22 protein-coding genes and 1 riboswitch are annotated in these 24,583 nt (G+C 36.2%); of the genes, 7 read left to right on the top strand and 15 right to left on the bottom strand.

The genetic code is table 11. The annotated features are described in order from the left end of the window. Positions 1-15: 15 nt before the first annotated feature. The 3 genes from J5J03_RS08835 to J5J03_RS08825 all read right to left on the bottom strand — a co-directional run bounded on the left by J5J03_RS08835 (position 16) and on the right by J5J03_RS08825 (position 2,330). A complete protein-coding gene (locus tag J5J03_RS08835; RefSeq protein WP_208588775.1) occupies positions 16-741 on the bottom strand; it encodes a gamma-glutamyl-gamma-aminobutyrate hydrolase family protein in 726 nt (241 codons plus the stop codon). 155 nt (positions 742-896) lie between these two features. After that, positions 897-1,883, bottom strand: coding sequence for a 3-oxoacyl-ACP synthase III family protein (locus tag J5J03_RS08830; protein WP_208588774.1), 987 nt, complete (start codon positions 1,881-1,883; stop codon positions 897-899). Positions 1,884-1,961: 78 nt separating this feature from the next. Continuing rightward, on the bottom strand, positions 1,962-2,330 hold the full coding sequence (locus J5J03_RS08825) for a hypothetical protein (RefSeq protein WP_208588773.1): 369 nt from the start codon (positions 2,328-2,330) through the stop codon (positions 1,962-1,964). Positions 2,331-2,831: 501 nt separating this feature from the next. On the opposite strand from J5J03_RS08825, the gene J5J03_RS08820 reads away from it, so the two are divergent. After that, positions 2,832-4,187, top strand: a complete 1,356-nt coding sequence (locus J5J03_RS08820; protein WP_208588771.1) for an alkaline phosphatase — start codon at positions 2,832-2,834, stop codon at positions 4,185-4,187. A 90-nt stretch (positions 4,188-4,277) separates the two neighbouring features. Here J5J03_RS08820 and J5J03_RS08815 read toward each other — a convergent pair whose 3' ends face one another. After that, positions 4,278-4,646 carry a hypothetical protein gene (locus tag J5J03_RS08815; protein ID WP_208588769.1) on the bottom strand — a complete coding sequence of 123 codons (369 nt, stop codon included), beginning with the start codon at positions 4,644-4,646 and terminating at the stop codon, positions 4,278-4,280. A gap of 144 nt (positions 4,647-4,790) precedes the next feature. Continuing rightward, on the bottom strand, positions 4,791-5,744 hold the full coding sequence (locus tag J5J03_RS08810; RefSeq protein WP_208588767.1) for a bile acid:sodium symporter family protein: 954 nt from the start codon (positions 5,742-5,744) through the stop codon (positions 4,791-4,793). Positions 5,745-5,932: 188 nt separating this feature from the next. On the opposite strand from J5J03_RS08810, the gene J5J03_RS08805 reads away from it, so the two are divergent. Then, complete coding sequence (locus J5J03_RS08805; protein WP_208588765.1) at positions 5,933-7,198, top strand: FAD-binding protein; 1,266 nt, start codon at positions 5,933-5,935, stop codon at positions 7,196-7,198. A 53-nt stretch (positions 7,199-7,251) separates the two neighbouring features. Here J5J03_RS08805 and J5J03_RS08800 read toward each other — a convergent pair whose 3' ends face one another. From J5J03_RS08800 to J5J03_RS08790, 3 genes are all read right to left on the bottom strand, one after another. Beyond that, a complete protein-coding gene (locus J5J03_RS08800; protein ID WP_208588759.1) occupies positions 7,252-7,749 on the bottom strand; it encodes a DinB family protein in 498 nt (165 codons plus the stop codon). 234 nt (positions 7,750-7,983) lie between these two features. Next, positions 7,984-8,427 (bottom strand): hypothetical protein, encoded by a 444-nt coding sequence (locus J5J03_RS08795; protein WP_208588758.1) that lies wholly within the window; start codon positions 8,425-8,427, stop codon positions 7,984-7,986. Next, a complete protein-coding gene (locus tag J5J03_RS08790) occupies positions 8,424-8,726 on the bottom strand; it encodes a PadR family transcriptional regulator (RefSeq protein ID WP_208588757.1) in 303 nt (100 codons plus the stop codon). Before J5J03_RS08790 ends, J5J03_RS08795 begins: the two co-directional genes overlap by 4 nt. A 217-nt stretch (positions 8,727-8,943) precedes the next feature. Between J5J03_RS08790 and J5J03_RS08785 the strand changes: the two genes are divergently transcribed. Further along, positions 8,944-9,492: a nucleotidyltransferase domain-containing protein gene (locus J5J03_RS08785; RefSeq protein WP_208588756.1), complete on the top strand. Its 549-nt coding sequence runs from the start codon at positions 8,944-8,946 to the stop codon at positions 9,490-9,492. A gap of 53 nt (positions 9,493-9,545) precedes the next feature. Here the strand turns inward: J5J03_RS08785 and J5J03_RS08780 are convergent, their stop codons facing one another. Then, a complete protein-coding gene (locus J5J03_RS08780) occupies positions 9,546-9,959 on the bottom strand; it encodes a hypothetical protein (protein ID WP_208588755.1) in 414 nt (137 codons plus the stop codon). 137 nt (positions 9,960-10,096) lie between these two features. Here J5J03_RS08780 and fosM point away from each other — a divergent pair, with 137 nt between their 5' ends. Both fosM and J5J03_RS08770 read left to right on the top strand, forming a co-directional pair. Then, positions 10,097-10,519, top strand: coding sequence for a FosM family fosfomycin resistance protein (gene fosM, locus J5J03_RS08775; RefSeq protein ID WP_208588754.1), 423 nt, complete (start codon positions 10,097-10,099; stop codon positions 10,517-10,519). Positions 10,520-10,760: 241 nt separating this feature from the next. Beyond that, the gene (locus J5J03_RS08770; RefSeq protein WP_208588752.1) at positions 10,761-11,741 is read left to right on the top strand and encodes a tetratricopeptide repeat protein; all 981 of its coding nucleotides are present in this window, start codon (positions 10,761-10,763) and stop codon (positions 11,739-11,741) included. A 92-nt stretch (positions 11,742-11,833) separates the two neighbouring features. On the opposite strand, the gene J5J03_RS08765 is transcribed toward J5J03_RS08770, so the two are convergent. The 3 genes from J5J03_RS08765 to J5J03_RS08755 all read right to left on the bottom strand — a co-directional run bounded on the left by J5J03_RS08765 (position 11,834) and on the right by J5J03_RS08755 (position 14,791). Beyond that, positions 11,834-13,102: an acetylornithine deacetylase gene (locus tag J5J03_RS08765; RefSeq protein WP_208588743.1), complete on the bottom strand. Its 1,269-nt coding sequence runs from the start codon at positions 13,100-13,102 to the stop codon at positions 11,834-11,836. Then, positions 13,099-13,782, bottom strand: coding sequence for a thiaminase II (gene tenA, locus J5J03_RS08760; RefSeq protein WP_208588742.1), 684 nt, complete (start codon positions 13,780-13,782; stop codon positions 13,099-13,101). The genes J5J03_RS08765 and tenA overlap by 4 nt, the downstream gene beginning before the upstream one ends. A gap of 227 nt (positions 13,783-14,009) precedes the next feature. Next, positions 14,010-14,107: riboswitch (TPP riboswitch) on the bottom strand. A 507-nt stretch (positions 14,108-14,614) separates the two neighbouring features. Further along, a complete protein-coding gene (locus J5J03_RS08755) occupies positions 14,615-14,791 on the bottom strand; it encodes a hypothetical protein (RefSeq protein ID WP_208588739.1) in 177 nt (58 codons plus the stop codon). Between the two features lie 629 nt (positions 14,792-15,420). Here J5J03_RS08755 and brnQ point away from each other — a divergent pair. After that, complete coding sequence (brnQ, locus tag J5J03_RS08750; RefSeq protein ID WP_208588738.1) at positions 15,421-16,737, top strand: branched-chain amino acid transport system II carrier protein; 1,317 nt, start codon at positions 15,421-15,423, stop codon at positions 16,735-16,737. A 77-nt stretch (positions 16,738-16,814) separates the two neighbouring features. Here brnQ and J5J03_RS08745 read toward each other — a convergent pair whose 3' ends face one another. After that, positions 16,815-17,279 carry an RDD family protein gene (locus J5J03_RS08745; protein WP_208588735.1) on the bottom strand — a complete coding sequence of 155 codons (465 nt, stop codon included), beginning with the start codon at positions 17,277-17,279 and terminating at the stop codon, positions 16,815-16,817. A 12-nt stretch (positions 17,280-17,291) separates the two neighbouring features. Continuing rightward, entirely contained in the window at positions 17,292-18,293 is a 1,002-nt protein-coding gene (sppA, locus tag J5J03_RS08740; protein WP_208588733.1) for a signal peptide peptidase SppA, read from the bottom strand. A 436-nt stretch (positions 18,294-18,729) separates the two neighbouring features. Here sppA and J5J03_RS08735 point away from each other — a divergent pair, with 436 nt between their 5' ends. Further along, on the top strand, positions 18,730-19,002 hold the full coding sequence (locus tag J5J03_RS08735; RefSeq protein ID WP_208588727.1) for a hypothetical protein: 273 nt from the start codon (positions 18,730-18,732) through the stop codon (positions 19,000-19,002). A 190-nt stretch (positions 19,003-19,192) separates the two neighbouring features. Here the strand turns inward: J5J03_RS08735 and pelA are convergent, their stop codons facing one another. Next, positions 19,193-24,418, bottom strand: a complete 5,226-nt coding sequence (gene pelA, locus J5J03_RS08730; RefSeq protein WP_208588726.1) for a pectate lyase — start codon at positions 24,416-24,418, stop codon at positions 19,193-19,195. Between the last annotated feature and the right edge of the window lie 165 nt (positions 24,419-24,583).

Below are 24,583 nucleotides of genomic sequence, written 5' to 3'. Positions count from 1 at the left end.
CCCCTCACATTATGCTTAATTTTTGCATGCTTTTACAAAAGCATCAAATATCCCTTGCATTGTTGCGTCTTCACTCGTCATCTCCTCGGGATGCCACTGGATGCCCATTATCATTGGGGAAGTTTTATCGACTCCTTCAACCGCTTCAATGATACCATCTGGAGCAATCGCTACTTTTTTCAGATTTGTTGCAAGCTGATCAATCGCCTGGTGATGGATGCTGTTTACTTGGATACTTGAACTACCAAGAATTTGATATAACCTACTCGTCTTATCGATTTGAACATAATGGGTAGGCTCCGGTCTTGCCGCTTGCTGGTTATGGTTGATTGCATTAGGATTACTAGTTTCGATATCTTGCATGACTGTGCCTCCTAATGCAACATTTAACATGGTTAAACCCCTGCAAAGTCCTAAAATCGGTTTACTTTGTTTTTGTGCGTATTTCACTAATTCTATTTCGGTAAGGTCCCGTTTTTTATTGGTGTTTTGGATTTTGGGAGATGGATGTGCTCTAAACGAATTGGGATCGATATCTTCTCCACTGCTAAGTATAATGCCATTGCAAATGCTGACCCATACTTCTGCAATCACTTCTGGACCAGTTGGAATAATAATAGGAACACCGCCTGCTTGAATTACGGACTGAATATGCTTCTCATGCAGATTATAACTGGGAATGTTATTGTGACTGACAATAGAACTCGTAATTCCAATTACAGGCTTGATCGATGGAACCATATTGAACACTTCCCTTCACATATAAATACTTTATGTACCATAACTAAACCTTTTTTATTTTGTAAAAAAAGGTTAATAATTATACTTCTACATAAAGTCAATTTCCGTCGATAAGGGTTATGTCCTTGGTAGTTTACGAGGCGACCATGTACTTCTCAATATTGGAACAACATCGTTATAAACTGATGTCCTGCTCCAACAGTCCAAAAAAGCAGATAATCTCCTCTTTTTATATTCCCCTGTTTTAAACCTTCATAAAATGCAATGAATGGACTGCTTGTTCCGGTATAACCGTAGTTATTACCTACTAATATTACTTGTTCATCATCCATATTAAAGTGTTCTTGCAGTTTAAACTTATCACTGAAGGCAAATTGCGATATACAAACGGAAGAGATATCAGAAATATCCAGTTGATTCTTTTTTAAAATATGCTCCATTTGTTCAATCATAATTTCCGGTCCATAACTTGCATCAAACGGCTCAAAATGAATATATTTTTGTTTTGGACCTTGTTGATGGAAGTGTTTCAATCCTTTTTCAGGAAAAATAATTTTATCTATATTACGCGTATCAATCGTATAGATTGCATCGATAAATCCTGTTTGTTCCTCAGTTTTTTCTAAAATCACCGCACTAGCAGCATCTCCATATGTAGCATAAGTAATTTCCTCTTCAGGATTCGCAAGCAATGATAAATGATCAGAACCTACAACTAACGCGCGATGAATGTTTGGGTTTGCCATCATATAACGACAGGTCTGTTCAACAGATACTACCATTCCTGCACAGTTTGCATTGGTGTCCAGACTAATCGTATGTCTATTTGCTTCAATCGCTTTATGTAGAAACATTGCATTGCTCGGAAAAGTATATTCAGGAACTTGAGAAGAAAAAACAATATAATCGATATCTTCGCCTTTCAGATCGGATTTTTCAAGCGCACTTTTTGCGGCTTCGATAGCCATTGTTAATGTGTTTTCTTCTTTATTATCAAGGATATATCGATTTTCTTTTCCCATTTTCCCCAAAAAAGAAGTAATATCTCTTCCTTTTCGTTTGAAATGTTCGATGTATGGCTGATTAGTAACGACATTCTCAGGATGATAAATAGCAACTTCCTTTATTGATATATTATGCATATGATCTATCCTTTCAGTCTTTTTTTATGATGATAAAAATAACGCGAAAAACCCATTTAAAAGGCTTTTCGCTTTATTTTATGCATCAATTATTTCATAGTTTGGTAAATCAACCGTTTTAGCAATACGGTTCAACTGCATTTTAATCACTACATTATTAGTGATTAAGAATTCAACTTTTTTAAAACCAGATTTCTTATATAATTTAAAAGATTGGGTTAATTTTGGTGTCATTTCTTGATTGATTACCTTCATATCCTTGCAATCTACTTGTAACACATAGTCAATAGTAGATATAGAGCCTATCTGCTTTTCATAATCTTGATGGAATTTGTCCGCTTGATCTGGTGTAAAAGTCCCCACTACATTCATATAAACGGTTTTACTTGTGGTCTTAACATCAATAACATAACCACCATTATCTGTCATGTTTTCTATTGTTGCCATGTATGCCTCTTCCCTTCTTTTTGGATGTTTAGCTGGAGAATCTAAGCGAATCTCACATTGATAAATTTTGTTCACTTCAAATAGCAAGAGGAATTATTACCTACGTCACTTATCCTTTTTTTATTCTGACAGGTATCATCATTCTACTCACAATAAGACATTTTACAGTATAAAAAGTTTAATCGCAAAACATATGCACAACTTTTTACTTAGTATAAATGTTCTATATAACCTTGATAGTTAACCCTTTCATCATGAATATCATATAATAATGGAATTTTCTGATATTCATTCTCTCCATACCAGATGAATAACGGGAAATCATAATAGTTGACTAGTAAAGAAGAAGGAGAGTCATCAAATTATTATGGATCAAGGTAAATAATCATGGATGTTAAGCCTGTATTTTTTTCACCTAACGTTTACCATTCATTAATAGTCTATCAATATTCATCTAGTATCTTGTAACTGTAAGCAAAATTATGAAGGAGTTGGTAGAGAATGTTTAAAAAGATTGGTGCTGTAGCTCTTAGTACAGGTCTAGTTTTGTCTGCTGTGAGTGTTCCGGTTTTTGCGGACAAGCCTGAATCACCAGGAAAAGGAAAAGGTAATGGATATGGTGGAAAGAAAATCGATAATATCATTTACATGATTCCAGACGGATTTAGTGGAGATTATGCTTCCAATTACCGTGTCTACAAAGGTGAAGATGCTGTTTGGGACGAACATCTAAAAGGAATGTTTACAACGAATTCGGCAAACGCTGATGTCACGGATTCAGCGGCAGCTGGTACAGCAATGGCTAGTGGCGTAAAAACAAACAATGGTGTAATCGGTCTTGATCCAGAGGGAAATGAACTGACAACCATCTTAGATGCATCTGAAGAAGCTGGTAAATCATCTGGATTAGTAGCTACATCCACGATCACACATGCCACACCTGCATCTTTTGCTACAAATGTAGAAAGTCGAAATAATCAAACAGAGATTGCCAGACAGTATATCTCTGGTGAAGTTGATGTTCTTCTAGGTGGCGGTCAAAATATGTTCCTACCAGAAACTGAAGGTGGCAATCAAGAGGAATTAAATTTAATTGAAGAAGCTCAAGAAAGTGGTTTTACGTATACAGAAACAAGAGATGAATTACTAGATAGTACAGACATCGATGTTGAAGAAGGAGAAAAATTGCTTGGACTTTTTGCTGAAGAAGCGCTTTCCCCTGAATTACACCGTGATCAAACAGTAGAGCCAAGTTTAGCAGAAATGACAGAAGTATCCATCGAAGTTTTAGAGCAAGATAAGGACGGATTTTTCCTTATGGTAGAAGGAAGCCAAATTGACTGGGCTGGACATGCCAACGATGCTGCCTGGGCTATGTCTGATGTAGCGGCATTTGAAGACGCGGTTGAAGCTGCCATTGATTTTGCTGAACAAGATGGTAAGACACTAGTGATTGTTGCTGGAGACCATGATACTGGTGGTATGACAACAGGATCTGGTGCGTACGCAGGATTGAATGCTGACATTTTGAATCAGGTAACAGCGACCGGAGACTTCATTGCTACCCAATTAAATGAAGATCGCTCCAACACAAAAGAAATAGTTGAAGAATATACAAATTTAACTATTACAGAAGATGAAGTGCAATCGATTCAAGATGCTAGTGATGCAGTACTTGCTATTAATAGAGTAGTAAGTGATCATGCAGGTATTGGTTGGACAAGTACTAATCATACTGGAGCAGATATCCCTGTTTATGCATATGGTCCACAATCTGAAAAGTTTGTCGGGTTCTATGATAATACAGACTTACCTAAAATTATGGCGAATGCTCTAAGAGTGAATTTGAAAAACTAATATTTTTCAATCCCCTTTTTGGATAAACTTTAATCAAATTCAATAGCGAAAGGGCCAAAATTTATGTTTTGGCTCTTTTCATTTGGCTAATTATGCTCTAATTATTTGATAGTTAGGTAGATCGATAGATTGAGCAACTTGGTTTAGCTGCACTTGGATGGCTTTATTATCATTAACTAAGAATACGATTTTTTTATAGTTTGATTCTTTATATAGTTCATAAGATCGGATTAATTTTGGTATCATATCCTGATTGATAACCTTCATATCTCTACAATCTACTTCTAAAATATAATCAATGGTTGAAATGATGCTTATTTGTTTACGATAGTCTAGATGAAATTGTTCCGCTTGGTCTGATGTAAAAGTACCTACTATCTTCATATAAATCGTTTTAGTAGTGGTCTTTACATCTATTATATAACCACCATTACTTGCCATGTTTTCTATTTTTGCCATATCTGTTCATCCTTTCTCTATCTATGATGTAATTGAGTACGAATAATGAGATTGTATCTAACAATTTACGCTATCTGATGATATGAAAAAAGGCCAGACCTTATGAACTAACGTCCACCTAAGCATCTAACCTTTCCTTCTACTTTAAGCATCTATATTCTTTTGATCCTCTTTCTCCTGTAGTTTCCGATAAATAGTTGCAACAATAGGTCCAGAAATATTATGCCATACACTAAATATCGCACTTGGCACAGCTGATAATGGATTAAAGTGTGCAGCTGCAAGTGTGGCACCCAATCCTGAATTTTGCATGCCCACTTCAATGGAAACAGCTTTTTGTTGCTTAGGTTCCATCTTCATTACTTTTCCTAGCCCGTAGCCAACCAGATAGCCTAGTCCGTTATGAAGCACCACTATTAAGAAAATGAATAACCCAGTCGCTGCAATTTGTTCCTGGTTAACACTTACTACTGCTGTAACAATTGCTACAATACCAATTACTGATACTAATGGAATCGCCTTTACTCCTGCTTCCACGTTATCTTTCAGCAACGCCTTAACTAATAAACCTAACAAGATCGGCACTAAAACAATTTGCACAATAGATACGAATAAAGACCCTGCAGATACTTCTAACCACTGACTAGCAAATAGATAAATTAGTGCTGGTGTTAGAAATGGTGCCAGAATCGTAGAAACTGCAGTAATCGAGACCGATAATGCTGTATCGCCTTTTGATAAGTACGTCATAACATTTGAAGAGGTACCACCAGGACAACAGCCTACTAAGATAACACCGACTGCCACCTCTTTAGAAACAGGTAAAATAGTGACGAGCGCAAAAGCAAGTAATGGCATGATCAAGAACTGACCAGCTACTCCGATTGCCACCTCTTTCGGACGTTTGAACGCTTCTTTAAAATCATTAGCAGTTAGTGTAAGTCCCATTCCAAACATAATAATACCTAATAATGGTGTGATATAGGCTGCCAACCACGTGAATCCTGAAGGTATAAGAAATGATAAGACCGCAAATAGTACAACCCAAATCGCAAATGTATTCCCTACAAAACTACTAATTTTCTCTAAACCTTTCATGTTACTCCCCCTCTTAGATGCATATTTAGAAATTATATAATATTTTCTGAATATTTTAAATATCATTTTAAAATTTTTGGTTTAGGGTACGGACAAGAAATCAAACAAAATGAGCGAATTCGTCCTTATAAGTTGAATTGTATGATAAAATAAATAAAAAAATGACCATGTAAAGGAGCGTTAATCATATGAATGAACAAAAGAACTGGGCTGGTAATTATACATATAGCGCGGCAAATTGGCATGAACCTGAAAGCGTTAACCAACTTCAACAACTTGTCAGACAATGTGATAAATTACGAGTAGTTGGTTCTCGCCACTCATTTAATGGAATTGCAGATTCTAGTGAAAATATGGTGTCCTTACAAAAAATGAATAAAATAATAGCTTTAGACCAAGCTAACCAAACGGTTACGGTTGAAGGTGGAATTATCTATAGTGACCTAAGCCGTTTCCTTCAAGACAATGGCTTTGCATTAGAGAATATGGCGTCTTTACCGCACATTTCTGTTGTCGGTGCATGTGCAACAGCTACACACGGTTCAGGTGACCAAAACAGCTGTTTATCTGACTCCGTTCATGCCATGGAAGTTGTTACTGCTGACGGTGAATTAGCCCAATTTTCTCGAGAGGACAATGAAGAACAATTAAAAGGGGCTGTAGTTGGTCTTGGGGGAATAGGGATTGTAACAAAGATGACGTTAGATATCATTCCTGCCTTTCAAATCAGCCAATATGTCTTCGAACAGTTACCTTTAGCACAATTAGAACACCATTTTGATGACATTTTCTCAAGCGCATACAGTGTTAGTTTATTTACTAATTGGCAAAGTGATACGATCAATCAAGTTTGGTTAAAACAGCTACATACCGAAGTGAATGAACCACAATCATATACTGATTTATATGGTGCGAAGCCAGCAACAGACCATTGCCATCCTATCGCGGGAATCGAGGCTATTAATTGTACCGAACAAATGGGGATTCCAGGGCCGTGGTACGATAGACTGCCACATTTCCGTATCGATTTCACACCTAGCAGTGGAGATGAATTGCAATCAGAGTATATCATTCCAAGACAGTATGCATATAAAGCACTAACGGAAATAAATAAAATACGCAAACAAATCGCACCATTATTACATGTTTGTGAAATACGAAGCATTGCCAAAGATGAATTATGGATGAGCCCATGCTATCAACAAGATTCGATCGGCATTCATTTAACATGGAAAGATGACTGGGAATCTGTACAAAAGGTGTTACCACAAATTGAAGAAAAGCTTACACCATATCATGCTCGTCCGCATTGGGGTAAATTATTTACCATGACGAAAGAACAAGTACAACCGCTCTATGAAAAACTGCCGGACTTTCAGCAATTGCTAGAGCACTATGATCCAAAAGGTAAATTCCGTAACGACTTTATAAATACTTATATTTTTAGCAAATAAGAATATGCCTGTCACTTGAAACGATTTATGTCGCTAAAGTGACAGGCAGCTTATTATGAGTTCTGATTCTTATTTAAAAATGTCTCTATTTGTTCTTTATGATGGTTATCATGCCAGACAAAGGCACTAATGTAGTTAAAAAGTGAGTGTGGATAGCCAGAATATCGGTCAATTTCTTCCCCATTTAAAACAAATGTGTCAAAAAATTCTTGCTCTGATTTTTCTTTAAGCGCTTCTACCAAATGATTTCTAGCTTCGATCTGTTCTTGGATCAATTGTGTTTTCGTAACGCCAGATAAAGCATACTCGGAAGCCGGTTGATTAATCACATCAAAAGCTACACTTTCAAGCTTAGCGCCTTTCCTCATTTGAGGCATTAATTCCTCTAATATGTAACGATCCCAGTACGTAATATGACTAATAATTTCTGCCGGTGTCCATTTTCCTTCATTAATTGGTGTAAAGAAAAGATCCTCATCTACTTTTTCTAATGCATTCACCGAACTGTTAAACTGTTCAAATTTCTCAATTAAATTAATTATCTCTTTCATCGTATCACTCCTTTCTTATTTGGATAACAAATGCTTACTTGATTGATACGCTTGTCCATAAAATTATTTATCTCTTGCTGCCGCTATGCAAAAGTTTAATGTTAATAGTAATTAATGCTGTAAGCAGTATTACACCTATACAATAGGAGTCCTTTGCTTCACTTTTTCAAAAGATATCACAAAAAACATAAGGAACATCCATTTTAGCAAAAAGGATGCCCCTATACCATTTGGTTAATTGGCTAGCACTAAAAATGCGGTGAAACTAAGCGCATAAACTCCAAATAGACCTACTGATATTTTAGCTAATTTTGAATTAGCTGAAAAAGCTTTTTTGATTCCTTCCTGAAAAATACTCACGATAAAAACCGAAACTGATAAGAGAAAAGCTAACATAGCAATGATTAACGCAGCTTGTTCCAAGAAAATAACCTCCCTTAATGATATCCATCTATAAATGATATAGACATTGATTGAACTAACTAGAAGTAAAATCTGACTCAGTCGAAAACCTAAGATCTCTTTTTCATGCAATTCTATTTTCCAAGCATCTATTATGCCTAAGAGTAAGTCAATGACTACTTTGATGGAGCAATCGGTTTGATTTAACAGTTCAAATAACTCATCTCCATATCGCTTTCTCCACTTTTTTGGGTACAAATAGATGAACCACTTCATACTAAACCAAGCCTTTTTAACCCAAGTGTAGTTATTTTTTGCATTTCTTTAATTTGTTCACTTAAATATATCCGCCCTGCTTCCGTCATTGTATAAGGCTTTTTTCGGTTTTCTGATTCAAGAACACGTATATATCCAGCTTTCTCTAAACGTGAGATTGCACCATACAACGTACCTGGTCCTAATTTAATAGCATAATTCTGTTCAATATCCTCCATAATGGCATAACCGTGGCGATTTTGTTCAGCAAGGCTTATCAAAATAAGCAACGAAGGTTCTGAAAACCTATTTTTTTTCATTTCATTACTCACCCTCCTTATTACGTAATGCGATATATCGTATAACGTAATAATAACTTATATGGAATATAAAGTCAAGTCAATAATATGTCACATTTTTCTTTAGATAACAATAGAAAATTTCCCGCTAATGATCATCTTTATTAGTAAACATGTCTACTATCCTTTGGAATATTATGATAATGTTGAATTAAAAATGTAAAATAGGAGAAGGAAGATGTTAGAAACTTTATCCTTTATAGGTAACAGATTTAATAATCAGAATATTACTTGGGGAGTTGGTGGATCACTTCTGCTTCGTTTCCATCAATTAATCGATAAACCTAATGACATAGATATTTTGGTTGACCTAGATAATACAACACAAATTAATCGAATACTATCATTAATTGGTACTGAAAAAGAAGTTATTCAGACTGAACCATTTCGAACAAAATATTTTAATAAATTTCATGTTAATAACATTGACTTAGATATAATGGCTGGATTTGCCATTCAACATCAGGAAGGGAATTATCAATTATCCTTCACAAAACAATCCATTGTCGAATACAAACAATTAAATGGTGTCGATATTCCGTTATGCGCACTAGAAGATTGGTACATGTTGTACTGGTTGATACCAGGAAAGAAGGAAAAAGCAGTTTTAATAGAGAATTATTTAAAAGCGACAGGTATTAAGCACCCGAGCGTTTTCGAGGAAGGATTAAAGCAACCTTTACCAGCTGACTTGCAATGTAAAATCATGCATTTACTTAAAAAGTGAATATTGTTAGCTATAAAAAAGTTTGGATTATTGAAATCCAAACTTTATCATAGCTATATGCTCAATTCGTTCACTGTAATAGCTTGAGACAACTTATTCCTTTTACAATCTCGGAATTCTTCTTCATTGACTAAATCTATCTTCATTGCTGCTTCTAGTTTGTCTGTATCTGGTTGTTTTACTTGTAAGATAAAGTCTTCTAAATTTAATTCTTCCAACTTTTGTACTGTCTTTTCTTGATCGTAATGAACAGAAGAGCGAATGATGCGCTGTGCCTTATATTTTCCTAGTTGTACTTCAGCTTTTTGTTGTTTTCCAAACTGTTCATCTAAGCAGTGGTGGATTTGTTTTTTAATCTGATTCATTTCTTTCTCTAACTCTTTTTTCTGAAAGTTTAAATCATAGTATTTCTTTAACATTTCTTCCGATAGTTTAGAATACTCTTCAACCTCAGTTGCCTTTGACATCAACATTCCTCCCGTCTTTTATGATTAGTTCATTTATATGAGACGGGAGAAGATTTATGCGTATGTCGGGAACATCATATTAAAACACGGTGGAGATATCAACAAAAAATTATTATAATCTAGTTGAGGTGATAAACGTGTCGATAAAAGGACTAAATCATTTTTTGTTTTCTGTTTCAGACTTAGAGAATTCAATTGATTTCTATCAAAAAGTATTTAACGCGAAATTATTAGTCCGAGGAAGAAACACTGCTTATTTTGATTCGAATGGTATGTGGCTTGCTTTAAATGTAGAAAAAGATATACCACGCAAGGAAATACATGAGTCATACACACATATTGCCTTTTCAATTGCAGAAGAAGATTTTGATAAAATGTACAAGAAACTACAAGATTTGAGTGTTAATATATTGCCAGGTCGTCCAAGAGATAAACGGGATAAGAAATCTATTTACTTCACTGACCCTGACGGACATAAGTTTGAGTTTCATACAGGTACTTTACAGGACAGATTGGCTTACTACAAACAAGAAAAAACATATATGAATTTTTATGATTAGGGAGCAAAGCGCAGAGCGGACACTTAGAAATGTAGCAATTTGGAATTTGTCGGACATATAGTGCGTTATTCGGGGGAATCACACCCGTTTTTCGATGTAGGCGGACATTTAATCCCTTATTTGGTTACTCTCGATAAAAATCAGCTACTTTTTCGATGAAAGAATTTCCCTTACAATATAGAGGATGCATTTTCAATTTCTAGATAATTGAATAAAAATTAATATACAAGGAAGTGATAGAATGAATAAAATAATTTTGCCTTTATTTATGTTTTTACTTGTTATTCTTTCAGGCTGCAGTCTTCTAAGTGGTACAGATCCTGAATTTTCTAGGCAAAAATATGATGATTGGTATGAAAATGAACAATATGAAGCAGCATTAGCTGATATTAATGAACGATTAGAGAAATATCCCGAAGATCCATATTTACTTAATGAAAAAGGGCATGTTCTAAATTTAATGGAACGATCTGAAGACGCATTAAACACATTAAACATAGCGATTGAACAAGGAAACGATGATACATTGGATAGTGCTTACAATAACAAATCAGTAGCACTAAACGAATTGGGGGAGTATGAACAAGCGATTGTTGCTGCACAAAAAGCGATTGACCTTAGTGATCAAGAACCTGAGCAGTTTATCAATATGGGAAATGCTCATTCCTTACTAGAAAGAGATCAAAGAGCTCTAGAATATTACGATAAAGCTTTAGAAATAGATGATAGTGCCCCCTATGCTTTATATGGGAAAGGTGTTTCATTATACTATCTGACCGAATATGAAGAAGCCATTCCTTATCTAGAAAAATACATAGAAACATATCCAGATGATACTGACGGGTTATGGTATCTTGTTTACTCTTACGATTTACTAGAAGATTATAATGCTACGCTACCTTATTTAGACAAGATTATTCAGGTAGAATCTGAGCAATCATTAGCCGCTTTAGATTATAAAGGATTGATGCTTACATATTCGGGTAATTTTACAGAAGCGGAAGAACTCTATAACAGTATTATCGAGCAATTCCCAAATGACGGAATTGGATATTACGGAAAAAGTGTAGCTCTTGTACAGCAAGGAGAAATTGAACAAGGTTTAGAGGAATTAGACCAGTCTATACGAATAGATGAAGATTATAAAGATATCGCATACTCTGATCCTTTATTTGCCCCTATCTATGATGATGAAACATTTATCCAGTTGACAGAATACTAAATTGGAATAAGAAATCCCTGCTTATCATTCGTAAACTTCCATGTTAAGCAGGGATTTTATATATATTCCATTATAAGTTGACATCTACTTTTTTAGTATTCCAAATGTTTCTTGGTATTACACCAAACCGGAATAAACGTTAACAATGTCTTCGTGAATTGAATCAGCTCTTCTAGTTCTATTTTTTCATCAACAGAATGTGCTTCATGTAATGTACCAGGACCATAAATCGCGGTTGGTATACCTGCATCACTAAACCACCCAGCATCTGTCACAGTCTTCGACATACCAATAAAAGGCTTTTCCTGTTCGATATCCTGATGTGACTCTTCGAGAAGTTTAATTGCTGGATGCTCTGGATCAATCTCTGCAGAAGGAAAAATCTCACCGCGATCTTCTATCATGGACTTTCCACCCCATTCAAAATGAAGAGGATTTTCCTCAAACCATAAATCGTCTTTAAGTGTTTGATGGAGATATTCCTCTACTTCTTGCGAAACAATGCGATAATCTTCATTAGGATAAAAATGAACCGTAATCCAAAGGCGACATTCATCCGCAACAAAAGCTGCATGACGTCCACCTTCTATAACAGCCGGATTAATAGTAGTTGTACCTTTTTTAAAGCCAGGGTACTCCTTTGTCTCCGCCCATTTCTTTTCTAAATTACGAAGGCTTTCGATGACTTTTGTCATTTTCTCAATCGTACTGGCACCCTCGCCTGTTTCATTTAATTCCGCACGCATTGCATCATGATAAACACATTTACTTTTAACGGTAATCCAACCTGTGATCACCCCACCTTGACCATGGATTTCACGATTACTTCCATCAATAACTAACGCAAAGTCAGCATCATATCCTTTTTCAATACAAGAAAGTGTTCCCGCTTCACCGACTTCCTCACCAATTACCGTCTGCAACTGCAAATCGCCTTTTAAGTCAATTCCTTCGTCATGTAATAGCTTAGTCGTAAACAAGGCACATGCGATAGCCCCCTTCATATCAGAAACCCCACGGCCATACAGATATTTACCTTTTTCAGTAAGAGAGAATGGAGGCACTGTCCAACTAGATTCATCCCCCACCTCCGCTACATCAATATGCCCGTTAATAATCAGGCTATTATATGTATCAGACTCTGTTCCTTTTTTGATACCTACAAGATTAGGATCATTCGGAAAGACATCCCATCGTTCAGTGTGAAAACCTAATTTTTCTAGATAATCCGCGATATACTTTTGAATATCAGATGTATTTCTAGCAGGCGGGCTAACGGTAGGAAAACGTATAAGATCAGCTAAAATATGCTTTAATTCATCTTTTCTATCATCTACTAAATCGATTAATGTTCTATTCATTCAGCCTTCACCGGCCAATCTTCTTTCTTTTCAACCATATCCCAAAACATATATTCAAACTGACTAGTCTTTACGACAATTTCTTCGAGTCGCGCTAGTTCTTGCTCTGGTTTTCCTTCTGTAATTTGATTCATCAACTGTTTTGTTTCTTCCGCTAATTCGGTAAATTCAGTAGAACTATACATTTCTACCCAGCTGCTGTAAAAATTATCGTCTAATGCACCTGGCCATTTTGCCAGTGATTTCCCGATAAAATTATAACTCCACTCACACGCTAGTACCGATGCAACAACATTTTCCACCCCACCACGCTGAGACAAATTCAACATATAACTTGTATATGCGGTAGTAACCGCAGACGGTTCTGATGCTTCAAGCTCCTCTTTTGAAATACCGAAGTCAGCTGCATAGTTACGGTGTAAATCCATTTCCACATCTAAAACACCATGTAATAGCTTGGCAAAAGTCGCCATTTTCTCCAAGTCTTCTGCTTTTGAACTCCCAATCGCAAACAATCTTGCATAATCGATTAGATAAACATAATCTTGCTTTAGCCAATGCTTAAACTTTTCCTGTTCCAGTGTGCCCTCACCTAATCCCTTTACAAAAGGATGTTCTAGATATGAATTCCAAATCGGTTCCACTCTTTTCCATAGACGATCGGTAAACAATGTAGTCATTTTTACACTCTCCTTTTTTAATGAATAGAAGTTGCCAGAGAAGTCATGAAAGTTGCCAGTAAATCAGCCAGAGTTGCCAGATAACTCGTGAAAGTTGCCAGTAAATCCATCAGAGTTGCCAGATAACTCGTGAAAGTTGCCAGAAAAATTTGTGATTGCATAATAAAAACCCATCACCAATGAAGGAAGATGGGTTAGTAATATACGGACTAATCAAACAATCTATATAACTACCAATTCCACTTCCCTACGCTAGTGTTAACTAGATCAGGTTCAAAGGGTCGAATTTCTCTCTCAGCATCTACATGCTCCCCTAGTCGAATGATTAAATTATTTAGTTTCCATTTTTAGTATACTAACAAATAATTGGATATGCAAACACGATTAGACATGGACTCATCAAACTTTTTATGAAAATCAAGGGTTTCCCATACGTAATTCATAATTTAAATTGTCGTACTAGACTATTTAATTGTTCCGCTAACTTTGCTAAATACTTAAAATAAGTCCGTATTTTCTTTCAATTTTGATATTTTTAAACCTCAACCTTTCTAACCACCGCTTTTGCATAATTATCCCCCTGTAGATACCAACTTAATATCGATTAAATTTTTATGACTATACTATCATTACTTTTGGCACAATTCCACTTATCAACACTGATAAAAAGGAATCATAAATATGGTATTTACTGAATCATTATATCTACTTTCATAACTTAATGTTGGTGGGAGTTGATAGTAAATTGTCCGTGTACTAATAACAATGGCAGAACAAAAAAACCATCACCAATGTAGGAAAATGGGGTAGGATTATACAACTAATCGAACCTTTATTTCTCAGCTAGATAAAACCTTGCAACACAGTAATAGATTGTTCCAAAAAGAAAGAGCATGACTATAATCCAACTCGCAATGCCTGAATAATCCCCATTTAACAAATATACATTTGTTAAATTAACAAGCACGATGGCCATCATGACCATATATAAATTTCTTAAATATTTCATTTTTTCCTTCACTCCCTTGTTTGTAGAATGATAGATAAAAGAGCCCTCTACAATAAGAACTACTTGCAACTCACTATCAAAATCTAAAATTCACTTTTCCTCAATCCACCTAAAGTATTTAATACCAAATGAGTCGCAATTATTGATAAAAGGTATGCAATCATAGGGTCTTGCGTTCCTAATACAAAAGTCAAAGAAAAGAATAATAGTGTAGATATACAAAAAAGAATTATCAGATATAAAACAATACTCACCATCGTGATCATACTTAGCCTCCATTAACAGTTTACATTGACACTATCATCTTAACATAATATTCCAAAATTCACCTTCACTTTCCTTAGAATTTCTTTAAAGGAAATACGAGCAACAGCTAGCGAATCGGGAGTCTAGTATCGATGTTGTTCACAGGGTGAGATCGAAGTTGGAAAATAAAATCTGTTTCTTAGTATAGCTTATCTAATGCCGATTTCGAGAACGGTTATTCTATACTGAAGAACAGCTATTAAAAATAAATTGCTTTTCAGATAATTCCATGATATTCTGTAAATATTTTGACGAACCATGTCGCCGAAATAATCTGATATTTAGCATTTATCAGCTATTGATTTAAATAACGGAGGTTTAATATGTCATCACGAAGTTCATTAAGTGTCGTTACAGTAGGGTTTATGTTGTTTGCCCTATTTTTCGGCGCGGGAAATTTAATCTTTCCAGCACAATTAGGTCAAGCTGCTGGTGATAATTTACTTTCTGCCAACATAGGATTCATCATAACTGGAGTTGGGTTGCCTGTACTTGCTGTATTAGCATTAGGCATTTCGGGTAAAAGTAATTTACAATCACTCGCAAGTCAGATTCATCCTTTGTACGGTCTTATTTTTACCGTTGCATTGTATTTAACAATTGGACCATTGTTCGCATTGCCAAGAACTAATACTGTTGCTTATGAAATCGGGATTATGCCGTTTCTAGAGAATCAATCAAATAATTGGGCGTTGCCTAGCTTTACCATTATTTTCTTTGGTTTATCATTATACTTTTCATTTCAGGCAAAAAAGCTTGTAGATATTATTGGTAAAGTACTAACACCGCTCTTGTTGATTGTTATCGCAGTATTAATCTTAGCTGCCTTACTTAATCCGATTGGTACGATTCAGGAACCCACCGATGCTTACATGACAAACAGTTTCTTCAAAGGCTTTCAAGAAGGTTATTTAACCATGGATGTACTAGCAGCATTCGTATTTGGGATTATCATTATTAATGCCATGAAAGACCAAGGCGCCCTATCTAAAAAGGAACTCTTAGTTTCTACGATGAAAGCTGCGCTAATTGCTGCGGCACTTTTAGCTATTGTATACTCTTCCCTTGCTTATCTTGGGGCAATTAGTACCACAGAGATTGGCTATATGGATAATGGTGGAGCGATTTTAGCGGGATCATCTGCATTCTATTTCGGATCATACGGGAAGATCATTCTTGGAATTATTGTTGTGGCTGCATGTTTAACGACAAGTATTGGACTAATTACGTCCTGCGCATCCTACTTTAATGAAATTGTGCCAAATATATCCTATAAAGTATGGGCAATTATTTTCACATTGTTTAGTGCAGTTGTTTCCAATTTCGGTTTAACTACTATTATAGAATTTTCTATACCTGTATTATCCATGCTTTATCCATTGGCGATGTGCTTAATGGTTTTAACATTCTTAAACCCGCTTTTCAAAGGAAAAAGAGAAGTATATCAAGTTAGTATTTTCTTCACATTTATTGTAGCTTTGTTTGATGGCTTGAATGCAGCTGGTATAAAGATACAAACAGTGAACGAACTCCTTACAGCTGTACTTCCTTTATATACGGTAGGACTAGGATGGATTGTTCCTGCAATTGTCGGTGGAATACTAGGATTGATTTTAAGTTTCATAAGAAAAGAAGCTTAAATATCATTTAACAGAAAGTGCCTGTTACTTATTACGACTAAATCGCTATAAGTAAACAGGCACTTTTAATATCTGGATTATTCCTCAAACACAACCCGTGTATTCCCAATCATGTCATGAATTCCTTGCTTCTGTGTACCGAATGCGACAAACAGGTACAAAAAGACGCAGATAAAAAACACACGGTGAATGAATCTTCCGATTATTTCGCGAAAGATTAGATCACTCCACCTGAGCGATTGGCTATCCTCACGAATGACTCTTATACCAAAAATCATTTTACCTAATGTCTGGTTGTAGAACTTGGTCATCAACAAAAAATAGAGATAGAAAACAATCGAGCTGATAATCCCTGTAACGGTCCAAAATCCGATATCCATCGTAAAACCATCGTTGATAAATTTAAATGGCACAAGTAAGATGCCGTTAATACTGAAAACAATAAGTAAATCAACTAGGTATGCCCAGAATCGCATCCAAAATCCTGCATATCGAATTTTCGTTGATTGCGTAGAAGGATAATTCATATGTTCTTCAGTCATTCCGACACCTCCTTATTGTGAATAGAGATACATGGCACGTGGCGCATTATTTTCTCGCAGTAAATCTTTAATACCAATTAAATCAGATTCCGATCCGAACATGCTTTGAACAGTTCCACCAAACCATTGATTAAAATTAAGACTAGGTTCGTATTCAATCACTTGAGCATTTGCCAGATCATGATCTTCTTTCATGATTTCGATCGTATCATCTAACGAACCAAGTTCATCAACTAGCTCAACTTCTTGTGCTTGTGCTCCTGTGTATACACGACCATCTCCTAATTCACGAACACGGTCCTCTGACATACCTCTGCCATCCACGATCACTTGAACAAACTCAGCATACATATCATCGATCATCGTTTGTAATAGCTCGCGTTCATCATCTGTCATTTCACGAGACATTGACATGATATCCTTATATTCACCACTTTTGATCGTATTAAAATCAATACCTTGTTCATCAGCAAATTCAGCAAAATTAAAGCTTTCCATAATCACACCGATCGAACCAGTAAGTGTCGCATTATGTGCAATAATTTTATCAGCTGGCGCTGAAATATAATAGCCACCTGATGCAGCGGTATTGCCCATTGATACATAGACTGGTTTTTCATATTGCTCTTGAATTTCCAAGATCTTATCATGAATTTCTGCACTTTCCACGACACCACCACCAGGTGTATTCACTCGTAAGATAATCCCGTTCACACGATTATCTTCACCAGCTTTGTCTAGCATCTCTAAAAAGCGTTGATGGTTATAGGAATTCGTATTAATCAACGTGCTTGGTGTCGTGTCTTGAATTACCCCATCTAAATGGAGAACTGCTATTTTATTGTTGCCTGAGCCTCTCTCAATTACCTTTTCACCAAAGTTATCGTCCGGATCTTGAAAATTAAGCATGTTTTCAAAATCAGCAGTTGCCATGCTTGAGAAGAACTGAAAGCCTATCGAAGCCAAAAATAGCCCCACAGCAACAACCAAAGCAATCCAGCGTTTTTGGTTCATATGTATTTCCTCCTTTTTTTCATATGTGAATTTCTCACTTTGTTACAGTTTAATATTCTTTTCTTGTAATCTTATGTACGGATATTATTACATGAAGGTTTCACGAATAACTATATTTTCGCAAAAAGGTCATTGATTAATATTAAATGCGCCCTAAAAAGCTGTGGGGGATAATTAGCGAGGTATGTACGATGAAACTGATTTAAAGTAAATTGAAAGCACATAACATGGCCGATAGTAAGACTTTTTACAATAATAGAGATATACTATGTATTATATTCCCCTATTTCTTCAATATTATTACATCTTCTAAAACTTATTTATCTGTACTTATAACGCAACTTTAAGATTAACAATTGGAAATTAAATTACCGCATAAAAATTAAAATTTAAATAAAAATAAAACTGTTCCAAATCTTATTAAAGGAATGATGATATGGGTTTAATGAACAGAGTATTAGCAGTGGGGGCCGCTGGTGCAGCCATTTATGGTATAACGAGAGGTGTACAAAACGGAACTTTTCAGCGATTACCTGAAACCATTAACAACGCACTAAACAATCCACAAGTACAGCAGTTTACGCAACCAGTACAAAATATACTAACAAATCAAAACCAAAATAATACGCAGCCAGCAAACACAGTACAAAATCCTGTACAAACAATAGCTGATGAAGAAACTAACGACGCTTTTCTTTATGAACAATAAAGATATTTAGTAAAACCAAGAACACTGTTGAAAGCTCCTCGTTTTTAATAAGAGGTCTGGACTATCAAGTGACTGTTATTCATCGCTCGGGACTTAAAGTCTAGAATGCATCCACAATTTAATATAGCCTTAGCCCGTTTTGGGCTAAGGCTATATAAAGCGTTAGATAAATAACTGGGTAATATTATGGTTATTGCTTAGTAGCTTCGACTCTGTGCAAACTCCCTTTTTTGAATGTTTCTCCTGCAGCATTTTGTGAATTTTCACCAACTACTTTTACATAGGATCGGTTTTCGTAATAACCTGTTGAATTCGCTATGTCCAGTAATTTTTGTGGCCAATCTCCTGCCCAACGGTAACCATCTCTTCGTTCCTGTTCAATTTCTTGAATTGTATGCTTGATAATACCATCTCTTCCAGAGAAAATTGGGCGATTCGTGCCAATTTCATAGAAGCGGTACCAAGTATTGGTTGTTGGATCAGAGTAGAAATATTGACCTTCAGGATCAGCTGATACGTATTTCATTCCTTCAATTTTAGCCTCTTCAAACCAGGATAAAGCTCCATCAATTGCGGCCTGCACTTCTTCTGAAGGGTTAGGTAAAGACATAAGGTACTGCACAATTCCTACTGACTCAGAACCTGAAATAGATGGATGTTCATAGGAACGAGCTCCTTTCGGTTCATACGTTAATGGATCATGTTGTGCACACCATGCCGTTAATTCACCGTCTACTGAAATTTGAGATTTTAAAATGTAATCTACGCCAAGATTTAGAGACACGTCTATCTGTGCTGCAAGTTCTTTCGTAACGATATCTGTATTAAAAGGATACTTCTTTTGTGACACCATGGTTAACACATTCATAACACGAATCATCGCATTATCATTAAACGTTGCATAATCAGAATAGTTGCCCCTTGCAGGATATACTTGTGGCCAGCCACCGGTATCATATTGAGCTTCAAGTAAATAGTTAATTCCTTTTAAAACAGACTCTTTGTAGCGGGCATCACCAGTTTCGTTATACATAAGAGCTAAAAAAAGAATTTCGTTTGTCGTTGCATTATTATCGATAACACCTAATTCCCCATGTTCAGGATGATACATATCTGATTTAGGCTCTTTACCATCCCACGGACGATTATATTTATCTTCCATGTTTTTATACCATCCACCATGGTTCATTTGCCAAGATAATAATGCATCAGCTTGCTCTATATCATTAGCTCTATCACCGCTGTAATAAGAGGCATTTAAATATGGAATGTTATGTGGATCTTCATTTATTGGTTTATTTATCGTTCCATCTTCATTAAATGACTCCTTCGTTTCAAACACTGCTACTGTTTGTTTTTGTTTATTAACTCTTGTTGATATATTTTCTACAGTTATGTTTGGTTGAAGACCAGGGTTAAGATCGGCCCAATCGTTTGTTGCTGACTGCAATTCAATATCATTAGCATCAAATTCTTTAAGCTTACTATTAAATGTAATTTCCACCGTATTGGAGCTTATAACTTCACTTTGCAAGATTTTTATGGGGCCGCTCGGAACGGAACTCCCTTTTGGAACAAGCTTGAGCGTTACAGGATCGGATTCATTTCCAGCAAGATCGACAGCCGAAATATTGACTTTATTTAATCCAGGTTCAAGTTCTATCTCTGAGCTAAATGTAAAATCATCCGATAGTGTTACTTCCTCACCATTAATCTTTACACTTCCTGCTTCATTAAGCTTAACTGAAATCGGAAAAGGATTATAGATCACGTTATAGTGATTCCCTTTTTCCTCTCCTTCAATATCATCAACTGTTATAACAGGCTTCTCGTGATCGTATTCAATTTTTAAGATAGTAGGTACCGCCTGATTACCATCTGAATCAACCGCCTCCAAAGTAAAGGTATTGAGTCCTGGCTCTAGTTCAACTGTTACACTGAAACTTAAGTCTTCTTCTATCTCAATTTCCTTTTCATTTACATAAACAGTAGCTTCTTTGTCTACTTTACCCGAAATAGTAAAACTGGACTTATTTACAATTGCTTCTTGCTGATCAAGTGATATAACTGGTGCTGATAAAGCTGAAAATGGGATAATTCCAACTCTAGTTGGATTCCAGCCATCTGAATTTTTCAACACATTTTGAACCGTATATTGATTTACTTCTTCCGGTGTTAATTGCTTTGTCCAAGAATCACGCATTTGTGGATTTGCCCCTGGACCTGTACTATTGTATTCGGAATATCTTGCTGTTTCCTCGTTCGCCTGGTCGCCCCAGTTATCCCAACCATCAGGAGCAATCGAGTCATCCATTTCTGTATTGATAAAGGAAACTGCTGCGTATGGACGCCAAGGTCTACCAAAGCGCACGTCTTCTATTCCTTCATCTGAGGTAATTTTAGAATTTAAAAAGACATAGCCAAACGGATTCTCTTGCGGTGTACTTGCAGCTGTTAACATACTCCCATCACGCTTACTGTGAATTTGGCAGTTATCAAAAACCGCTGTCGCACCACCAAAGATGAAATCCACATCACCTTCAATATAACAATCTTTATAATACTGGTTTCCAGAATGGGTATACAAAGTATCTTGGTAACCTAAAAACATGACGTTCTCAAAGTATGCCCGATCGCCTGCAACATAAGCAGCTACCGCTTGTCCTGTACCTTGACCTGAATCATTTTGGATGGTTAAATTTTTTGCAATAAAATCATCAGCATAAATGAAAATGCTTGAACTCTTTGATGTGCCTAATGGATTACCATCAGGTCCAATTGTGTTGGCATTATCATCATACACAAGGACAGTGCCTTCTTTACTTTCCCCTACAAAACTAAGGTTTGTTTTACTCTCAGGTATCGTCAGTTTCTCGCGATACTCGCCATCTTTAATGTAGATAACATGACGTTTAGAACTATTATCTGGTGCGGCATCAATCGCTTCTTGCACCGTTTTATAGTCTCCCCCCTCTTTTGCTACAACTGCCACTTTTGCAGGAGTAACAGCTAACGGTTCAGAATCGAAACTTTCGCCATTCTCATTGACAGCGGAAACAACATAATCATAGGTCTCACCATTCGTTACCTCTGCATCTTGATAACTTGTCAGCGGCACATCCGTAGCAATGACTTCATATTCACCACTATCAAATGAACCACGCTTTATGTTATAGGTATCGGCTCCGCTAACAGATGGCCAAGTTAAGACTACCTGTCCATTACCAGCAGTTGCTTCTAATCCTATTGGAATAGCGGGAGCTCCATTCTCTGGAACAGCAACTGCGCTTATAGGATCGGAGTTAGCACTTTGAGATGCTTCGTTCTTAGCAGATACAACATAATAATACCTATCACCATTTGTTAAGCCAGTATCTGTGTATTCCGTTTCTGTCACATCACTTTCAACCACTTCATAGCCTATTCCCTTTTCTTTACTACGTAGAACCTGGTAAGTGGTGGCCTCATTGACTGGTTCCCAACTAATTGTTACCTCTTCATTTCCATTACTAACGGACAAACCAGTTGGAACTTGTAATGGTGCTACAGGTAAAGCACTTACTTCATCTGAAGGATTACCTTCTCCACCAATGTTTTCCGCTGAGATAACATAATAATAGCGTGTGCCGTTTTCTAGGCCTGTATCACGGAATGTCGTTTTTTCCATGTTTTTAGCGATTGTTTCATAAGGACCTTCTTTTGTTGTACTACGTTTTACATGATAGGTTTCTTTGTAACTGTACTCATCCTCGATGCTGAGTGCCCATTTTACAGAGGCATCAATCAACTTCCAACCTTCTTCCGTCATCACATCTTCTTGTCCTGCGAATAAAAATGTCGCTACTTGACGAGCAGGGACTGGATCTCCAATTACGTTTTTGGCTCCTTTTTCATAAGCAAAAATGGTTGCTTTACTATCATCATCTGCAGTGGTAGCAATGGTAATTGCCTCTTCACTAGGAGTACCATAATTAATTTTTCCTGCCTCATTATAAACTTTAATTGTATCACTTAATCCTGCAGATAATGGATGATCACTATCATCAATAGAAATAGAATCCTGATTCTCATAGCTTCCAAATAACCCTGAATCTACTTCACTTAAATAAACATCATCTAATGCATAAGGCTCAGCATATACAACAGGAACTGGTGAATCTATGAATTTTTTGCCGATATAGGCAGACCCTGAGGATTCACCAACAAACACTAAGTCATAGGAAAGTGCATCTTCACCAGTAACTTCATTATCTTTGATAAATGATACGTCAAAACCTAGTGACTCTAAGTGATGGATTGTTTTCTCATCAGCTGGAATACCTGTCCCAACAAATAAGATCCGTTTGCGGTCGCCGGCATTCCAACTTAAATCAACCTGACTATTCCTTTCAATAGCCGTCAAATCTGTCGGTGCTGGTGGTGGATCTGGAATTTCAATTGGTGTAACACTGATTTGTTCTGAATTTTCACTTTCACCTTCAGCATTTACAGCAGAAATCACATAATAATACGTCGTATGATTCGTTAAACCGCTGTCGATATAACTGGTTTCTGTTACATCTGTTGCAACAACTTCATATGGTCCTCCGTCTTCAGTACTTCGCTTTATCGTATAGGTTTCATTATAATCCTTATCATCCATACCTAACGCCCACATAACGGATTGATCAAGTAATTGCCAGCCTTCTTCCGTCATATATTCTTCTTGACCAGCGAATAAAAACGTGGCTACTTGGCGAGCAGGGACAGGATCTCCATTTACATTTTCTGCACCTTCTTCATAGGCAAAGATGGTTGCTTTGCTATCATCATCTGAAGCTGTAGCAATAGTGATCGCTTCTTCACCAGGGGTACCGTAATTAATTTTTCCTGCTTGATCATACACTTTGATGGAGCCACTTAATCCAGCAGCTAAAGGATGATCACTAGCTTGGATTTCTAGTGAGTCTTGATCTTCATAGCTTCCAAATGATCCAGAAGTGGTTTCAGACAAGTAAACATCATCAAGTGCAAATGGCTCTGCATAAACAATAGGAACAGAAGAATCGATAAATTTATTACCTATATTAGATGAGTTCGATGATTCACCAACAAATACTAAATCATAGGATGCCGCATCTTCTCCACTTACTTCTTTATCCTCTATAAAAGTGATTGAGAATCCAAGTGATTCAAAATGGTCCATTGTCATTTCATCTGCTAGATTACCTGTACCAACAAACAATATATCTTTTCCTACTCCTGGAATCCAATTTAACTCAACCTGCTGACTGTCATGCGGCTCAGCCGTTAATGCGATTGGTTGAGAGGGTGGGCTTTCTTTAGTTTCTGTTGCTGTTACTGTTGAAAGAACATCATGCTGTATAAATGAGAGCAATAAAATGAAACTTAATAATACCTTAAATACGTTTTTCATGTCTTTCCTCCTTGTAACATGCTTCCAAAGATTTTTTTATTATGTATTTCTTGATGTAAATTGGAACTTTTAATACAGTTTTATTTTTTGCCTTTATCACCTCCTTTAGTAAGGAATCACTTAAACTTATCAAAAACAAGTAAGTCTTAATCAACTAAATAACTA

This window comes from Gracilibacillus suaedae, from assembly GCF_017599345.1.
Lineage (GTDB): Bacteria > Bacillota > Bacilli > Bacillales > Amphibacillaceae > Gracilibacillus > Gracilibacillus suaedae.
The sequence above is the reverse complement of the archived record's forward strand: the minus strand, read 5'-3'. Positions and strand labels throughout refer to the sequence as shown.

Coding starts and splice junctions, on each gene's coding strand:
- J5J03_RS08835 (WP_208588775.1), bottom strand. CDS start 741: ATGGTTCCATCGATCAAGCCTGTAATTGGAATTACGAGTTCTATTGTC.
- J5J03_RS08830 (WP_208588774.1), bottom strand. CDS start 1,883: ATGCATAATATATCAATAAAGGAAGTTGCTATTTATCATCCTGAGAAT.
- J5J03_RS08825 (WP_208588773.1), bottom strand. CDS start 2,330: ATGGCAACAATAGAAAACATGACAGATAATGGTGGTTATGTTATTGAT.
- J5J03_RS08820 (WP_208588771.1), top strand. CDS start 2,832: ATGTTTAAAAAGATTGGTGCTGTAGCTCTTAGTACAGGTCTAGTTTTG.
- J5J03_RS08815 (WP_208588769.1), bottom strand. CDS start 4,646: ATGGCAAAAATAGAAAACATGGCAAGTAATGGTGGTTATATAATAGAT.
- J5J03_RS08810 (WP_208588767.1), bottom strand. CDS start 5,744: ATGAAAGGTTTAGAGAAAATTAGTAGTTTTGTAGGGAATACATTTGCG.
- J5J03_RS08805 (WP_208588765.1), top strand. CDS start 5,933: ATGAATGAACAAAAGAACTGGGCTGGTAATTATACATATAGCGCGGCA.
- J5J03_RS08800 (WP_208588759.1), bottom strand. CDS start 7,749: ATGAAAGAGATAATTAATTTAATTGAGAAATTTGAACAGTTTAACAGT.
- J5J03_RS08795 (WP_208588758.1), bottom strand. CDS start 8,427: ATGAAGTGGTTCATCTATTTGTACCCAAAAAAGTGGAGAAAGCGATAT.
- J5J03_RS08790 (WP_208588757.1), bottom strand. CDS start 8,726: ATGAAAAAAAATAGGTTTTCAGAACCTTCGTTGCTTATTTTGATAAGC.
- J5J03_RS08785 (WP_208588756.1), top strand. CDS start 8,944: ATGTTAGAAACTTTATCCTTTATAGGTAACAGATTTAATAATCAGAAT.
- J5J03_RS08780 (WP_208588755.1), bottom strand. CDS start 9,959: ATGTCAAAGGCAACTGAGGTTGAAGAGTATTCTAAACTATCGGAAGAA.
- J5J03_RS08770 (WP_208588752.1), top strand. CDS start 10,761: ATGAATAAAATAATTTTGCCTTTATTTATGTTTTTACTTGTTATTCTT.
- J5J03_RS08765 (WP_208588743.1), bottom strand. CDS start 13,102: ATGAATAGAACATTAATCGATTTAGTAGATGATAGAAAAGATGAATTA.
- tenA (WP_208588742.1), bottom strand. CDS start 13,782: ATGACTACATTGTTTACCGATCGTCTATGGAAAAGAGTGGAACCGATT.
- J5J03_RS08755 (WP_208588739.1), bottom strand. CDS start 14,791: ATGAAATATTTAAGAAATTTATATATGGTCATGATGGCCATCGTGCTT.
- brnQ (WP_208588738.1), top strand. CDS start 15,421: ATGTCATCACGAAGTTCATTAAGTGTCGTTACAGTAGGGTTTATGTTG.
- J5J03_RS08745 (WP_208588735.1), bottom strand. CDS start 17,279: ATGACTGAAGAACATATGAATTATCCTTCTACGCAATCAACGAAAATT.
- sppA (WP_208588733.1), bottom strand. CDS start 18,293: ATGAACCAAAAACGCTGGATTGCTTTGGTTGTTGCTGTGGGGCTATTT.
- J5J03_RS08735 (WP_208588727.1), top strand. CDS start 18,730: ATGGGTTTAATGAACAGAGTATTAGCAGTGGGGGCCGCTGGTGCAGCC.
- pelA (WP_208588726.1), bottom strand. CDS start 24,418: ATGAAAAACGTATTTAAGGTATTATTAAGTTTCATTTTATTGCTCTCA.